The organism is Allobosea sp. GW823-FHT02B03 (genome assembly GCF_058797755.1).
This window is the reverse complement of the sequence record NZ_JBXAJY010000003.1, coordinates 55,684-71,896: the sequence shown is the minus strand read 5'-3', so window position 1 is coordinate 71,896 and position 16,213 is coordinate 55,684. Positions and strand designations below refer to the sequence as shown.

The following is a 16,213-nucleotide window of genomic DNA, read 5'->3' as shown; positions in this document are numbered from 1 at the left end:
GATTTCCTGAATCGGAAGTCCGATCCCTTGTTTTATCGCATTTTCCTGGCGCGAGCCGGTACCCACTTCGCTCGAAAATGCTCTAGGCATCGGACCGGGATGCGCTCTTCGACAGAGCCGATGATTTGACCGTGAGCTGATCGCCGCCGGGCGGTCCCTGCCGGCCGGTGCCGGCGACATTGTCCCGCAGCCGCTCGACCATCAGCCGCGTCACCGAGAGCGCCATGTTCGGGAACTCGGCGAGCAGCGCCAGGAAGACGTCCTTGCGCAGCTTCAGCGCGTCGACGTCGGAGGTTGCGACCACCGTGGCAGAGCGGGGATGGTCTGTGACGAGGCCCATCTCACCGACGATGGCATTCCGGGCGAGGCTCCACACCCTGGCAGGGCCCCCGTCGCCGGCGTCGATCATGACCTCGGCCGTGCCCGAAAGCAGCACATAGGCAGCGTCCGCTTCATCGCCCTGCCGAAACAGCACCTCGCCCGCGGCGAAGACCATGCGCTCGCCCGTGAACGCAAGCAGCTTGAGACGCGCAGTATCGAGGTCTCCGAAGATGGGCACCGAGCGCAGGACGCGAATCTCGTCGGCATCGACCCGCGCGGCAGCGCCGGAGCCGGGCTGTCCCGGCCTTGCCCGATCCTCGGCCGGCGCGGCCCCGACATCGCCTTGCACCCCCGCCAGCCTCGCGCCTTCGAAGGCGATGTGCAGATCATAGCCGTGATCGGAAGCCAGATCGCGCCCAGCGACGATCACCGTTCGCCCCGCCATCGCCGCCCGGATGCGGCTGAGTATCTGCCGTGCCTCGTTCTGGCCGAAAGCGCCAAAGGCATTGTTGAGAATGAGCAGTTGCGGCTGCTTGATGAGGCAGCGAGCGAGCGCGATCTGGGTCTTCATGGCGGGGAACAACAGCCGTCCGGCGTAACCGGTCGATTGCTCGAGGCCGCTGCGATAGATCTCTGCGTCGAGGCCGAATTCCGCCAGCGTGTCGCGGATGGCCTCGTCCGCGACCACCGCGTCTTGCGCCACCGCCCCGAACAGGACGTTGTCGCGCACCGGCGCAGCCGCGCAATAGCCCTGCGGATCGTAGAAGGCTATCGCATGGACGGGATCCGCCGCTGCGCGCTCATGAAACGCAGCGCGCACTGCCAGGATGCGCGCTTCGACCGCCCGATCGAGCAGGCCGAGGCGGTGCCGCGGCTCGACATAGAGAAGCGCGAGCCCGATCAGCCGCGTATGGTCCGCCTCGTTCGCCGTACCGGCCTCCACCCGGCCGAGCAGGTCGCCATACTCCTGAAAATCCTCCGCGGCGATGAAGGAGTACTGCTCGAACAGCACATGGCCGGGAGGCAGGTCGGCGAAGATCTCCAGCATCGTCGCGGCAATGCGGCGCCCGATTCCCAGAAGCGTCTCGGTCAGGCCGAGATCGGTGAGAATCCGGCGTGTCAGCTCATGGTTGGCGAGGCTCGCCCCCACCAGGCCGGAATCCAGCGGCACGCCGAAGACGATGTTCTCGCCGATCGTCGCGTTGCGCGTATAGCGGGCCGGGTCATAGGGCTCGATCGCCGACCCGACGCCGCGCTCGGCGAGACCGGCTCGGACGCGGGCGCGGATCGCAGAGATGCCCGCGACGAGTTCCGACCCGCTTCCGCGATCGAGCTTGCAGGCAAGGCCGAAGCGGAACACGGCGTCGGCCAGGCCGACTATTCTCAGCACCTCGATCAGCTTCAGCTCGAGCTCGGCCTCGTCGGCGGCGCCCGCCCGGCCAGGATCGATCGACCAGCCCGCCGGGTTCACAGTGTCTGGCGCCACCCGACGCAGCCCGTAGAGGATGTTGTCCCGCAGGCTGCCGTCGAGGATCAGCGGCTCGGGGCCGAGATAGGCGATGGCGCGCCCCCGCGCTTCGGCCGAGAGCAGCGACAAGGGCATGTCGGCGATGCTGAGCGCGCCATCCCTGGCGCTCAAGCCACCGCCAAGCAGTTGCGCCAGAACACCCGCCCCCTCGCTCGCCCCGCCCGACAGGGCGATGTGCCGTTGCAGCGGCAGCGACAGCGACAGCCGGTCCAGCACGACGTCGCCGCTCGGATTGGTGACCGAAAGGCCGCGCGCGACGATCTGGCCAGTCGCGGACAGGCAGGCGGCCTCGTCGCCGCCACCGGCGCCGGTTTCCACCGAGGCGTCGCCATCCAGCGCGAAATGCTCGACCACCTGCTGGAACTTGGCTTCGACATCCAGCCGCTGCTGGTCCCAGTCGATCAGCTCCTTCACGGGGGACGGCAGGTCACGATAGGCCGCGATGACGGCGATCAGCTGGCCGAGGTCGAGGCGGCCGGCCAGGGCGAAATAGCCCCCGATCACGTAGAACAGGAATGGCGTGATCTGCGCCAGCAGGTTGTTCAGCGTCTTGACCGCAAATTTGCGCCCGTAGAGCCGGTAGCGAATGCCGAAGAGCCGCTCCAGCCGCTGCGCCACCTGGCTTTTCTCGACGGCGGAGGTGCCGTGATTCGTCACCTCCGCCATGGTCTCGACCACCTCGCCGATCTTGCCGGCGAAGGCACGCGACTCGATCTGCCGCTCCCGCCCGAGGCGGATCTGCTCGCGCCGCAGGCGCGGAATGATGGCGCCCTGGATCAGGATCATGCTGGCCGCGATCAGGCCGAGCGCGACGTTCTGCACGAGAATGAAGGCGAGCGCGGTCAGGGCCTGGCCGGCCAGGAACACCGGCTGCACGAAGGCATCTCCGACGAAGCCTCCGATCGGCTCGACTTCGTCCTTGATGATCGTCGCGGCCTCAGGAGGCTTGATGCGTTGGAGCATCTCGGGCCTGAAACGCAGGATCGCCGAGAACAGATCGAGACGCAGGCGCTGCAAGAGGCGTTCGCCCAACGCGCCCTTTCGCATGTTGATGACATATTTGAACCCGCCGCTGATCAGCACGAGCAGCAGGAAAAGCCCCGACAGCGCAAAGAGATAGGATTGCCTGTCGAGCCATATGCCTTCGAAGAGGATCCGTGGCCCGCCGAAGCTCTCCGGCAGATTCAAAGCTAGGTGAAACAGCCGCGCGGTATCCCGGCCGCCGACGAACGCCTGCCCCTGCAATGCGTCGGATATGATGTGACGGGGTACGTCGAGCGAAAGATAGTAGAACGGCAGGGACAGGACGACGATGCCGATGAGCTTGATCTGCTCGCGGCGGCTGTTGCGCCAGATATAGCCGAAAAAGCCGACCATCGCCGTCGCTTCCTTCGAAAACCGCGGCACTGCTGAACCAAGCCGAGCCGTGTCGTCGCAGCGACCTGCTCTTTTCGGGCCCTTCGTCGAGCATTCCGCCTTGAACGGCCGGCATCTGCTCCCGGCGTTCCGAGCAAGGGGAGCGTTTCCGGCGGTCGCTACAGAGAAGCACGTTTGGCATCTGTGACCCCAGTCACAGATGCTCGACGCCCGGACGCGATGAGCATGCTCGCCGCCCCGGCTTCCCCAAGGCGATCGGGGTATGCGCAAGATGCTGCTTGCCGCAGGGAAACCCCGCCTATACTCTCTTGTATGCAAGATGCGCAGTCTTCAGGTTCGCTCGACCGAACCGCCGCAGGAGACGCGCATACGGAATTTGCACTCACCTTCGCGGTGCGGGCGGATCGATCGCTTCGTGGGCCGATGGCGCACGAACAGGGAGGATGCATGGTCGCAGGCAACCGCGTGGCGGGGGCGCTGACTTTTGTCGCGCCTTTGGCTTTCCTGGTCGTTATCTGGGCGGTGGTCGTTCCCGCATTCGAGGTCAGGCCGCAGATCTTCCCGAGCGTGTCGGCCGTTTTCGCCGCAGGAATCGCCGGCCTGCGTGACGGCACCCTGCTGACCCATGTCGCGACCAGCCTGGCTCGCGTCGCGATCGGTACAGTGCTCGCGATCATCGTCGCCGTGCCGCTCGGCATCCTGATGGGCATCAGCAAGGGCGTCTCGGCCTTCCTGACGCCGCTGCTGCGCTTCTTCTCCGTCCTCGCCGGCATCGCCTGGATCCCGATCGCGACGCTCTGGTTCGGCTATGGCTTCGGCGCGATCGTCTTCGTCATCTTCAATGCCGTCTTCTTCGTGGTCGTCTACAACACGCTGCTCGGTGTCTCGACCATCCCGATGCCGATCCGCAATGCCGCCGCGTCGCTAGGGGCGGGCCGGCTCGCCATGCTCAGCGACGTGCTGCTCCCCGGCGCCCTGCCGAACATCGTCACCGGCATCCGCACCGGGCTCGGCTTCGCCTGGCGCGGCCTGATCGCGGCCGAGATGATCGCGACCAATGTCGGCCTCGGCTACATGCTGTTCGTCGCGCGCGACTTCTACCAGACCGAGGTGATCATCCTCGGCATGATCGTGATCGGCACGCTCTGGCTGCTGATCGACCGGCTGCTTCTGGCCCCGCTCGAGCGGGCGACCATCGAACGCTGGGGGCTGGTGCGCGCATGAACGCCACCTTCGTCCTCTGGAGCTGGTGGATCCGCACCTCCGCCAAATGGCCGGTGCTGCAAACGCTCGCCCCCTTCGTTCCGGTCGTCGCGCTCTGGTGGGGCGTCGCAGCCTGGGGGCCGTTTCCGCCAGCCTTCTTCCCCTCGCCGATGGATGTCATGCGGGCCTTCGGCGCGCTGGTCTACAAGGGCGTCCTGCCGGAATATCTCGGCGACAGCGTCGCCCGGCTTGCCGCCGGAGTGGCCGTCGGCATCGCGCTAGGCATCCCGCTCGGACTGCTGATCGGCCTGAGCAAGCGGGCCTACACCGCGCTCTGGCCGATCCTGCTCTTCTTCCAGGCGATCGGCGACATCGCCTGGCTGCCGATCCTGATCATCTGGTTCGGCTTCGGCATGACGACGATGACCATCATCATCGTCTACACCGTGCTCTTTCCGGTGGTGCTCAACACCGTGCTCGGTGTCCGCTCGGTGCGAGTCGAGCTCTACCGCGCGGCGCAGAGCCTCGGCGCGACGCCGGCGCGGGTGCTGACCGAGGTGGTGATCCCCGGCGCGCTGCCGAACATTATCACCGGCCTGCGCAACGGGCTCGGCTATGGCTGGCGCGCGCTGATCGCCGCGGAGATGATCGTCGGCACCAGCGGCATCGGCTTCATGATGTTCGATGCGCGCCGGGCCGGCTCCGTCGTCGAAATCGTGCTGGGCATGATCGTGCTCGGCATCCTCTGGTACATTGTCGACGCTTGGGTGCTGGCTCCGATCGAGCGGGCGACGGGACGTCGCTGGGGACTGGTGACACAGTGAAATCGCTCAGCCTGAAATCGCTCTCCAAGACCTATTTCGACCTCTATGCCGGCTCGCAGCACACGGCGCTGCACGACATCTCGCTCGATGTGCCGGCCGGCGAATTCGTCTCGATCGTCGGCCCCTCCGGCTGCGGCAAGTCGACCATCCTCAACATGGTCGCCGGCTTCATCCCGCAATCGGGAGGCGAGATCCTGGTCGGCGGCGAGCCGGTCAAGGGCCCCGGCGCCGACCGCGGCGTGGTCTTCCAGTCCTTCGCCCTCTTCCCTTGGAAGACGGTGCTGGAGAATGTCGGCTTCGGGCCGAAGATGCGCGGCATCCCCAAGGCCGAGCGCGACGAGATCGCGCGCGAATATCTCGACCTCGTCGGACTTGCCCATGCCGCCGACCGCTATCCCAACGAACTCTCGGGCGGGATGCAGCAGCGCGTCGGCGTGGTCCGGGCGCTGGCCAACAAGCCGGACATCCTCCTGATGGACGAGCCTTTCGCCAGCGTCGACGCCCAGACCCGCATGACCCTGCAGGAGGAGCTCACCCGGATCTGGGAAGAGCGCCGGCCGACGGTTATCTTCATCACCCATGACGTGCCGGAGGCGGTCTTCCTGGCGAACCGCGTCGTCGTGCTGTCGAAGGGCCACATCCTCGAACAGGTCGAGATCCCGCTGGCGCGGCCGCGCATCTGGGACCAGCTGGTCGAGGATGACGGTTTCAAGGAACTCTCGAACAAGGTCCTGGCGCTGGTGAGGGCGGCATGAAGCTGGTCCGCGCCGCGCTGGATTCAAGGCGAGGCCGCATCCTCCTCGGCCTGTTGCTGGCCTGGCTGCTCTGGCAGGCCTGGCTCGCACTTCACGCGCCATCCAAGGTCGCGGACGGCTTCCCCGATCGTCAGCGCGTCAACGCGCTGATCACCCTGCCCTTCGTTCCCGAGCGCTTCCATATCCTGGTCTTCCAGCGCTTCGGACGCGTTTCGGGCACCGACGGCAACAGCGTCGAGGTCAGGAACATCGACAAGAACCAACTCAACGCCATCGCCCGCTACTACTGGGTGAGCAGAATTGAGCCCTTGCAACCGGGAGGATAGAGCATGATCACACGCAGAACAGTGCTTGCCGGAGCCGCGGTCATAGCCGCGCCGGCCGTCGTCAGGGCGCAGCAGCTGATCAAGATGAAGGCCGGCATGGTCACCGGCATCGACCAGCTCGGCCTGCCCATCGCGCTGGAACGGGGCTTCTTCGAGAAATGGGGTCTCGATGTCGACATTGCCCGGCCCTATGCGACCGGCGTCGACGCGCTGAACGCCCTTCAGGCCGGCGAGAGCGAGATCGTCCAGGTCGGCGTGCCGATGATCGGCGCCGTCGTGCGCGGCATGGATCTGGTGGCGCTCGGCAATTACAGCGGCAATGCCCACCGCGGCGGGTCGGACGCCACCATGGCGCTGATCGCCCGCGCCGATTCCGGGATCAGCAAGGGCGATCTTTCCTCGCTCAAGGGCAAGAAGATCGCGGCCTCCTTCGGCACGATCAACCATCTCTACATCCTCGCCCTGATCGAGAAGGGCGGGCTGACGCCGGCCGACGTCACGCTGGTCAACACGCCGCCGCCGGACATGACGGTCGCGCTACTCGCCAAGGGCATCGACGCCTTCGTCGGCTGGGACCCCTGGCCGATCATCGCGCTCAAGGACGTGCCGGGCGCGGTCGAGATCATCCGCGGCGGCAACGTCATCGCCTATGTCGGCTTCAATGTCGGCATGCGGCCCTGGGTCGCCGCCAACGGGCCGAAGATCGAGAAGTTCCTGGCGGCGGTCTCCGAGGCCGACCAGTGGATGCGCAAGAACCCGAAACTGGCGGCACAGGTCGGCACCCGCTGGATCCCCGGCCTCAAGCAGGAGATCGCCGAGGCGGCGATGGAGTTCAACATCCAGCAGGCCGACCGGCGCCTCTCAGCCAACAACTACCGGGCGATGTGGGCGGCGCTCGACCGGCTGAACCGGCTCGGCTTCCTGAAGTCGACCTTCGACGTCAACAAGCACATCGAGCCCAAGCACATCCTCAAGGTGATGCAGGAGCACCCTGCCCTGTTCAACGACCTGCCGCCGATCCCGGCGGATGTTGCGATCGGCCCGGGCTACGAATTCAAGCCCTGAGCTATCCCGCCTGGCGGGCGGCGGCCAGGAGCCGCCGCTCGTTATCCGAATGCGACGTCAGGATGCGTTTCGGCAGAGCGGCCGATCAGCCCTTTCCTTGTTCCCTCGCATCCGAGTGCCATGCGCCAACGCCAACTCAACTAAAGCTCGCGTCCGGCCTGCCTGAACTCGCCCGGCGACATTCCGAATTCACGCCGGAACATGCGGTTGAAATTGGCCTGGTCCAGAAATCCCGAGCGAAATGCGATCGACCCGATCGTTGACGTACGATCATCGAGCAGAAGCCTGCGCGCATAGTGCAATCTTGCGCTCCAGATTGCCGCAGCGACGCCTGTCGGCGCCTCCTCGAAGGCGCGGTAGAGGGTAGCGCGCGAACAGCCCAGAGACGTCGCCAGAAGCTCGACGGAGAATTCCGGATCGGTGCAGTGCCGGGCGATCAGCTGGTACGTCGCCGCCAGCAGAGTCGTGTCGTCGCCCGCCGCATCCCTTGGGCCGGCACCGCCCAATGCAAGGCGCGCAAACTGGACGGCGATATCGACGGCTGCGCTCCGCTCGTCGCGCGACAGAGCGGTCATCTCCTGTGCAAGTGCGCGCAGATGCGAAGACAGCAGCCTGACGGCGCCGGCGGGGACCAAGCGTCCGACATTCGTGCCCCCAGCGTCGCGGGGGAACATCACGCCGAGCTCCCGGTGCTTCAGCCAATGCGCGCAGACCGGGCGGGAGAAATCCGTCACGTACACATCGCCCGGCAGCAGGCGCACGCGCCGCTCCCCGAAGCTGACCTCGGACCGGCCATCGAGAACCAGCCCGACATAGATCTCGGCGCCACTATCGGCGCGGCAGCGCCGCTCGGTGCGCTGGACATGGATGCCGGTCGAGAAATGGTCCCAGAACTCACCCGCACTGCCGGGGACGCGCCGCAGGGTCGCCTGAAATGCCGGCGCGTCCTCGTCGCGGCTTGCAATCTCCATGCGCTTCAGCACGGTCTGCGACCAGAAATCCAGCCGGTCACGCTGTGGAAGCCCGTCGGTGGAGATCTCCATCATGCCAGGTCCGAACTCCGATAGGGGGCGCCGGTGCCTCTCCAGGCGTCGTTTCCCGGCCGAATCGCGCTCCGCACTGCGAGGCCGGAATAAAAGGCGACCGTTCGCGGGATGACAACCTTGCTGGCTTGAGAAGGCCAGACAAGCCTGGGCGAGACGCTACGCCTAACGATGCGTTGCACCGGCACTCTACGAGTTGAACGGAGCTTGCTGGAGAAAACCTTGCTGCCGGATCTGCCCTGCCTGCCGAGAGCGTTGCCGAAAGCGGCATCCGCCTGGCTCGCACGGCGTCTTGCCGCCGTCGCTGTGCTGGGCTCCGCGTTCGCTCTCGCGCCGGCCCCGACGCTGGCCCAATGGGAACGAGGGGCCTCCTACGCCGGCGTCTGGTCTGTGGGTTTCACCGACTCCTTCGGCCACCGGCAAAGCTGCAGCATCGAATTATCGGCGGCCGGCAGCATCTTGGGGGCGTATCGTGCCAGCCCTCGCGGCTGCGGCTCCGCCCTGTTCGCCGTATCGCGCTGGCAGCCGCGGCGGGGCGGCATCTCGCTGGACGACATCTCCGGCCAGTCGCTGATCGCGCTCAGGGCCGGATGGGATGGGCTTTCGGGTACCGACGAGGCCGGCAGGCCGATCCGGCTGGTCGCTGCCAGCGCGCAGCGCGGCAACGCACTCGGGCCGTCTTTCTACGGGCGCCCTGCGGCGCCTTGGGGATGCTCGGTCTATTACGGGCAATCCGAGCGCTGTGCCGAAGCGCGGGACATTGCGGCGCCGCGGCTCGCACCTGGCCAATCCGCGACGGTCAGGATCGTCTACCCCGCCAATCTGCGGCAGTTCCCCTCGCTTGGAGCGCGGTCCCTTGCGCTGATCCCCGTGAACACCTGTGTCGCCGCCGATGCCTGCGCGCGGCAGGAGGACGGCGCCGAATGGTGCCGCATCAGCCATGCCGGCCGTACAGGCTACGTCGTCAAGCTCTTCGCGCGCGATGGGCGGCGCCAGATTCTCTATTCCAACCAGTGCGCGCCTTGATGAGCTCCTCACGATGAGGACGTGCGGAACAAAGAAGCAGCGCTACACGGCCTCGGTCGCGTGGCGCTGCATCGCACTGACGATCGCCGGGCCTTTGGCGCTGGCGCCGCGCGCCGCCCATGCCCAGTTCTTCGATGTGCCCGGCCCCGGAGAGATCGATGAGCGGTTTCGCCCCGGAGGCAGGCAGATCGTTTCCGGAGACCTCACCTCGGCGCAGAGCAAGCCGGCGCTGAGCATGAGTTCCGTCGGCGGTAGCGATATCGGCCCCTATGGCGATGGCAGCCGCAGCGAGAACATGCTGCTCACATTCCGATCGGGCACGCTTTCGCTGTCCGGAGATGGCGGCCTTGGCATCTTGGTCGAAACCAGGGGCGGCAATGGCCGCAGCATTCCGCGCGGCAAGCGCGAGCCGGGCGGTTCCGGCGGCCGCGGCGGCGACATCGATATCCTGCTCGAGCCAGCCGCGACGATCCGGACATCGGGCCGAGCCGCCCATGGCGTGCAGGCCATCAGCACGGGCGGCGATGGCGGCAATGGCGGCGATGGCCGCGTCCTCGGCCCTACCGGCAAGCCCGGCGGGGACGGCGGCGCGGCCGGGCACATCGCGATCACCAACCGTGGTACGATCCTGACATCCGGTGAGGGAGCCTTCGGCCTCTACGCGCGCAATGCCGGCGGACGTGGCGGAAATGGGGGCGACGACAAGGGCATCATCTACTCCCGAGGTGGCAAGGCCGGCGAGGCCGGCGGTCAGTTCGAGATCACCCTGCAGAACAGCGGCTCCATCGCCACCACGGGCGCGAACGGCATCGGCATCTTCGCCAAGAGCCTCGGCGGCGGTGGCGGCGATGGCGGCGACGCGAAGGGCGGCTTCGTGTCGATCGGCGGTCGCGGAGGCAATTCGGGCGATGGCGGCGACATCGTCGTCACCAATAGCGGCCAGGTCTCGACCGCGGGCCGTCTCGCCGCCGGGCTTTCGCTCGAGACGACGGGTGGAGGCGGTGGCGCCGGCGGCTCCGCCCTCGCCGTGACACCCGGACTCTTCAATGTCGCGATCGGCGGCGACGCCGGAAGCAGCGGCGATGGCGGCCGGATCAGCGCGGTCAACAGCGGCGCGATCATCACGCGAGGCGAGCAGTCGCCGGCAATCAAGGTCGCCAGCACCGGCGGCGGCGGCGGGACGGCCGGTGCCGCCAACGTGATCGGCAGCATCAATCTCTTCTCGCTCGGCCTCGGCGGGAATGCGGGCGATGGTGGCCGGGGCGGTGCGGTCGAGGTCAGCAACAACGGCCGGCTGGAGACCCAGGCAGCGCAATCCGAGGGCGTGCTCGCGGTCAGCACCGGCGGCGGCGGCGGTCAGGGCGGAGTGGCGAACGTCCTCGGCATCCTCAGTCTGTTCAAACTGGGGATCGGCGGCGCCGGTGGGGCCGGCGGCGACGGCGGCGCAGTCACGGTCGCCAATGGCGGCCAGATTGCCACCAAGGGCGCGCAATCCGCAGCGATATCGGCCCTGAGCGTCGGCGGCGGCGGCGGGCAAGGCGGCGCTGCCGACATCATTTCCGTCTCCCCGGCGGCAAATATCTCGCTTGCGATCGGCGCGACCGGCGGAGCCGGCGGCAATGGCGGCGCTGTCCATGTGCACAATGGCGACGCCGGAACGATCGTCACCGGCGCGGCCGGCTCCGTCGGCATCAAGGCGCAGAGCATCGGCCAGGGCGGCGGCAACGGCGGCCTAGCGAGCAGCAGCGCGCTGACGATCGGCCTTGCTTCCTCTACCGTCCCGGTTCCCGCCGTCAACTTCAGCATGGCCCTCGGCGGCAGCGGCGCGGCCGGCGGCGGCGGCGGGCCGGTCACTGTGGGCAATGCCGGCGCGGTCACCACGGCCGGAGCCTTCGCCGACGGCATCTTCGCGCAAAGCGCGGGCGGCGGTGGCGGCGAAGGCGGCTTTGCGCTGACGCGCAGCCTGACGATCGCGCCCGGCCACGCGATTTCGATCGCACCGACCATCGGCGGCAAGGGCGGCGCCGGAAGACGCGGCAGCGGCGTGCTCGTGGACAATACCGGCCGGATCGCGACGACCGGCGACAGCGCCATGGGCATCCTCGCCCAGAGCGTAGGCGGCGGCGGCGGCAAGGGCGGCGGCGTCTTCACCAGCATGGGCGCGAGCTATTCCAGCATCGCCGACCGCTGGATCAACCCGACGCAGGTGACGGCGCATTCGATTGCGCTGAGCGTCGCCGTCGGTGGCGAGGGTGGCATCGGCAACGCCGGCGACAATGTCATCGTCAAGAACGCGGGGACGATCTCGACCGCCGGCGCGAACGCCTTCGGCATCGCCGCGCAGAGCATTGGCGGCGGCGGCGGCATGGGCGGCAACAGCCAGACCTTGACCGGCGGCAGCGCCACCGTCACCGCCAATGTCACGGTCGGCGGCAAGGGCGGCGCGGGCAACCATGGCGGCAAGGTCGATGTCAGCAATGCCGGCTCGGTCGCGACCAAGGGCTCGGGATCGGCCGCGATCTTCGCGCAGAGCGTCGGCGGCGGCGGCGGCCATGGCGGCAGCGCGAGCACGCTGTCGCACGAGGTCTATGAAGCGGCCTTCGCGGCCGGGGGCAACGTCAATGGCATCGCCTCGCTTTGGCAGGCGCTGCGCCAGGCCAAGGGGGACCCCGACTTCCTGAAGTCGTGGGGACAGAAGAAGTGGGACATCTCCGCCTCGGTCAGCACCGGGATTGCGCTCGGCGGCAACGGTCTGGGCGGCGGCGATGGTGGCGACGTCAAGGTCGAGAACACGAAATCCCTGCAGACCGAGGGCGAGCGCTCGCCCGGCATCTTCGCGCAGAGCGTCGGCGGTGGCGGCGGCAATGCCGGCGCGGTCAAGAACGACGAGGAGGAGAACAAGGCGGCGAACATTGTCGGGTTGCTCGCCAAGGTCGGGGAACTGGGGCTTGGCGCGAAGGCCTTCAGCGCATTCAAGGCGCTGGATCTGAGCTTCTCCACCAACATCAATGTCGGCGGCCAGGGCGGCAGCGGCGGCTCCGGCGGCGGGGTCGCCGTCAGCAATCGCGGCGCGATCAGCACGAAATCGGCGGAGTCGCCGGGCATCCTGGCGCAGAGCATCGGCGGCGGCGGCGGTAATGGCGGCCAGATCGGCCTGGAGACCAAGGACCCTCCCGAGTTCAGCCTGCCTTCGGTGCTCAACCTGCTGCCGCTCTCGCCCAGCGGCAATGTCACGATCGGCGTCGGCGGCAAGGGCGGCGCCAATGGCAGCGGCAGCGTGGTCGTCGTTTCCAATAGCGGCACGATCGCGACGGAAGGCGCGAGTTCCGAGGGCATCCTGGCGCAGAGCATCGGCGGTGGCGGCGGCAATGCCGGCAGCAGCAACAGCGCCATTGGCTCGGCCAACCTCAACCTGGCGATCGATATCGGCGGCAGGGGCGGCGTTGCCGGCATGGGCAGCTTCGTCGCCGTCAATCACGAGGGCGGTGCGATCTCGACGTCCGGGGCGAATTCCGCCGGCATCCTCGCGCAGAGCGTCGGCGGCGGCGGCGGTCGAAGCGCGGCCAGCACCATCGGCGGCGGGCTGGCCATCGAGCATCTGACGCACAAGTCGCAGGTGAAGGCCGGCACGGCGGGCAGCGGCGGCGGCCTCGGCGGTCCCGTGCAGGTCATCGCGAAAGGCACAATCACGACCAAAGGCGAGCAGTCGGCCGGCATCGTCGCGCAGAGCATCGGCGGCGGCGGCGGCCTCGTGGCCCTTCAGGTGGTGCTGGACGAGAAAACGCTGCGGCCCGAACTCCCGGCTCCGATCAGGACGACCGATACCACGCTCGTCCTGGGCGCGAACGGCGGTACCCAGGGCGATGGCGGCGAGGTCAGGGTCAACCTCGAGGGCACCTTGCAGACATCGGGCGTCAATGCCTTCGGCGTGCTGGCGCAGGGCATCGGCGGCGGCGGCGGCTTCGTCGCGGCGTCGGCGAGCGAAGTGGAGAACGGGCCCCTGAGCGTGACATTGGGGGCGAGCGACGGAGCGACGGGCCACGGCGGTGCCGTCAACGTCCAGGTCGGCACGATCGCGACCATCGGCCGGAACGCCCATGGCATCGTCGCCCAGAGCATCGGCGCCGGCGGCGGCGTTGCCGGTTTGACGACGAGTGCCGGCAAGGTGTCGCTCGACAGGGCCTCTAGAGGTGGCTTCGGCGATGCGCGCAGCGTCACCGTCGGGGTCGCCGGCAAGGTGAGCACGGCCGGCGACGGTGCCATCGGCATCCTCGCCCAGGCGATCGGCGGCGGTGGTGGCCTGACCGGCGATGCGGCCTCGGTTCGCTACGGGCCCAGGCTGGTTAGGGACAGCGGCCTCGTCGGCGGCGCCGGCGAAGGCGGCAATATCGCGATCCATGTCAGTGGCGAGGTCGGCACGGCGGGAGCGAATGCGCCGGCCATCCTGGCGATGAGCCTCGGCAGCGGCGCCGTCTTCTCAGATCAGGGCATCATGCTGATGCGGCCCTGGGAGGCCGCAGGCAACAGCGGCAGGCTGATCGACATTTCCGTCGGCGACAACGGCAAGGTGTCGGCCACCGGGGCGGGTTCTCCGGGCATCTATGCGGTCAGCATGGGCAATTCCGGCGCAGGCGCAGGCGGCAGCCATCGCGGCGAGGACATCAGGATCAATATCGGTGCCGGCGCCAGCGTCAGTGGTGGCAACGGTGATCAGGCTGCGGGCATCGCGGCCATCACCCCGGCTCTGACGGTGATCGCAAACGCCGGCACGATCTCCGCGCTCGGCGGCCTCGCAATCCAGACGGCAAATCGGGCCCGCATCGAGAACAGCGGTACGGTCGCGGGCAATGTCCTGCTTGGTGCGGGCAGCACGTTCGACAATCGGGAATCCGGCCGCCTGCACAGCGGCACGACCTTGCGCATGGCGACGCTGAACAATGCCGGCATCCTCAATCCCGGCGGCGAAAATGCTCTCGGCGCAACGAGTTTCTCCTTCGTCCGGACCGCGCTGGACGGTTCTCTGCAGCAGAGCGCCACCGGGCGTTACGCGGTGGACCTCGACTACCATCACCGCAAGGGCGATTTTCTCTCGGCCAGCGCCCCTTCGCGCTTCGACGGCAAGGTGACGCCGCTTCCGCTGCGGGCGCTGCGCGACATTCCGCTGGAGATCGCGAGGTTCGAACAGCCCTTCTCGGGCTACGGCGCCGTTATCGACGACCGCTCGCCCGTGTTCCGCTACGACCTCAAGCAGGGAGCCCAGCAGAGCGTCACCATCGCGATGGGCGCGAAATTCGCTCCTGATGGCCTAGCCCTGGCGAAGGATCAGGCAGAGACGGCGAATTATCTCCAGCAGGTCTGGGACCGGCAAGGTCCCGACAGTCCGGCGGACGGTGCGCGGGAAAACGCATCGCGCATCTTCGGGCATCTCAGCCGCGTGCAGAGCCCGGAAGCCTATCTCGGTGCGCTCAAGGAAATCAGCAACGATGCGACAGGCGCCCGCGGTGCCGCGATGGCCAACGAAGCGAGGGCCTTTGCCGAAAGGCTGAACAGCTGTCCGGCTTTCGTCAGCGCCGACGCCAGCATGCGCGAGGTCGACTGCGTCTGGGGCCGTTCGATCGCGACGCGGATCGATCGCAGCGGGTCGGTCGACGACAGCGGCTACGGCACGAAGCAGCTGACCTTGCAGGTCGGCGGGCAGAAGCAGGTTTCTCCTGGCTGGTTCCTCGGCGGTTCGCTCGGCTACAGCGCAGCGCATACGACCACGAGCCATGACGATGTCGATATCCGCTCCCAGGGCGTCATGGCTGGAGCGGTCCTGAAGCACGAAATCGGCCCATGGCTGTTCTCGGCTTCGCTGCTCGCCGGCTATGACACGGCGGACCTGAAGCGCGATGTCCTGCTCGGCAGCTACTTTGCGCGTGCTTCCGCCACCTCCCACGCATTGCAGCTCGGCGGCAAGCTGCGCGCCTCCTATCAGTTCACCTTCGGCGACTGGTACCTGAAGCCGATGGCGGATCTCGATCTGCATTTCGTCAAGCAGTACGGCTATCGCGAGCACGGTTCCGGCATCTTCGACCTCGCGACGCTCGACCAAAGCCGGCTCGGCGCCATGGTCTCTCCCGCCATCGAGATCGGAAGCCGGTTCGAACTGGCAGGCATGGTCGCTCGCGCCTATCTCAACGCCGGCGCGAGCTTCACGAGCGGGGATGGTTGGCGGCAGAAGCAGCGCTTCGCTGCGCTAGGGGCCGGAGACGGGCTTGCAAGCTTCGAGTCCGAGACTGGCATGCCGCGGGTCTACGGCAATGCGAAGGCAGGCATCGACCTCGTGACGAAATCCGGCTGGGAACTGCGGGCGGAATACGGCCTGCGCGCTGCCAGCGGCTATCGCGAGCACAACGCCGAGCTCCGCGCCGCCCTGCGCTTCTGAGGGAGAGGCGTGGCGTGCCCCGCCTTCGCTCGCAAAATTGCACCTGACGAGAAACTCAATCAGGCGCTCAAAGACACCTTCCCGGCGGGCGACCCTATTGCCGAGCAGGTACCGGTTACCGCGGGCTGCACAGAGGATCAAAAATGATCGAGGCGCCCTCCTATGGCCTGGCGAGTGCCGGACTAGAAGCCGACGTTGCTCAGGCTGAGATACCCGAGACATCGGCGGGTCCCATGGTCCATTTCGCGCGGCCTCCGAGCCCCCGTCCTATTGCTCGCACCTTCTCGCCAGAACCAGTATTGACTTAAGAATAACGTC

9 protein-coding genes are annotated in these 16,213 nt (G+C 67.5%); 7 read left to right on the top strand and 2 right to left on the bottom strand.

Annotated elements, in window-relative coordinates:
- Positions 1-82: 82 nt before the first annotated feature.
- A complete protein-coding gene (locus AC1REK_RS10035; RefSeq protein ID WP_492268158.1) occupies positions 83-3,226 on the bottom strand; it encodes a cyclic nucleotide-binding domain-containing protein in 3,144 nt (1,047 codons plus the stop codon).
- Positions 3,227-3,673: 447 nt separating this feature from the next.
- Here AC1REK_RS10035 and AC1REK_RS10030 point away from each other — a divergent pair, with 447 nt between their 5' ends.
- Genes AC1REK_RS10030 through AC1REK_RS10010 form a run of 5 tightly spaced genes read left to right on the top strand, consistent with a single transcriptional unit; the run spans position 3,674 to position 7,399 of the window.
- Positions 3,674-4,450: an ABC transporter permease gene (locus AC1REK_RS10030; protein ID WP_316018990.1), complete on the top strand. Its 777-nt coding sequence runs from the start codon at positions 3,674-3,676 to the stop codon at positions 4,448-4,450.
- Positions 4,447-5,253 carry an ABC transporter permease gene (locus AC1REK_RS10025; RefSeq protein ID WP_492268159.1) on the top strand — a complete coding sequence of 269 codons (807 nt, stop codon included), beginning with the start codon at positions 4,447-4,449 and terminating at the stop codon, positions 5,251-5,253. Before AC1REK_RS10030 ends, AC1REK_RS10025 begins: the two co-directional genes overlap by 4 nt.
- Positions 5,250-6,008: an ABC transporter ATP-binding protein gene (locus tag AC1REK_RS10020; RefSeq protein ID WP_492268160.1), complete on the top strand. Its 759-nt coding sequence runs from the start codon at positions 5,250-5,252 to the stop codon at positions 6,006-6,008. Before AC1REK_RS10025 ends, AC1REK_RS10020 begins: the two co-directional genes overlap by 4 nt.
- A complete protein-coding gene (locus AC1REK_RS10015) occupies positions 6,005-6,334 on the top strand; it encodes a hypothetical protein (protein WP_492268161.1) in 330 nt (109 codons plus the stop codon). The genes AC1REK_RS10020 and AC1REK_RS10015 overlap by 4 nt, the downstream gene beginning before the upstream one ends.
- 3 nt (positions 6,335-6,337) lie before the next feature.
- Positions 6,338-7,399, top strand: a complete 1,062-nt coding sequence (locus tag AC1REK_RS10010; RefSeq protein ID WP_316018986.1) for an ABC transporter substrate-binding protein — start codon at positions 6,338-6,340, stop codon at positions 7,397-7,399.
- Between the two features lie 140 nt (positions 7,400-7,539).
- Here AC1REK_RS10010 and AC1REK_RS10005 read toward each other — a convergent pair whose 3' ends face one another.
- Positions 7,540-8,445, bottom strand: a complete 906-nt coding sequence (locus AC1REK_RS10005) for a helix-turn-helix domain-containing protein (RefSeq protein WP_492268162.1) — start codon at positions 8,443-8,445, stop codon at positions 7,540-7,542.
- Between the two features lie 219 nt (positions 8,446-8,664).
- Here AC1REK_RS10005 and AC1REK_RS10000 point away from each other — a divergent pair, with 219 nt between their 5' ends.
- Both AC1REK_RS10000 and AC1REK_RS09995 read left to right on the top strand, forming a co-directional pair.
- Complete coding sequence (locus AC1REK_RS10000) at positions 8,665-9,468, top strand: AprI/Inh family metalloprotease inhibitor (RefSeq protein ID WP_492268163.1); 804 nt, start codon at positions 8,665-8,667, stop codon at positions 9,466-9,468.
- Positions 9,469-9,481: 13 nt separating this feature from the next.
- A complete protein-coding gene (locus tag AC1REK_RS09995; RefSeq protein ID WP_492268164.1) occupies positions 9,482-15,895 on the top strand; it encodes a hypothetical protein in 6,414 nt (2,137 codons plus the stop codon).
- Positions 15,896-16,213 lie beyond the last annotated feature (318 nt).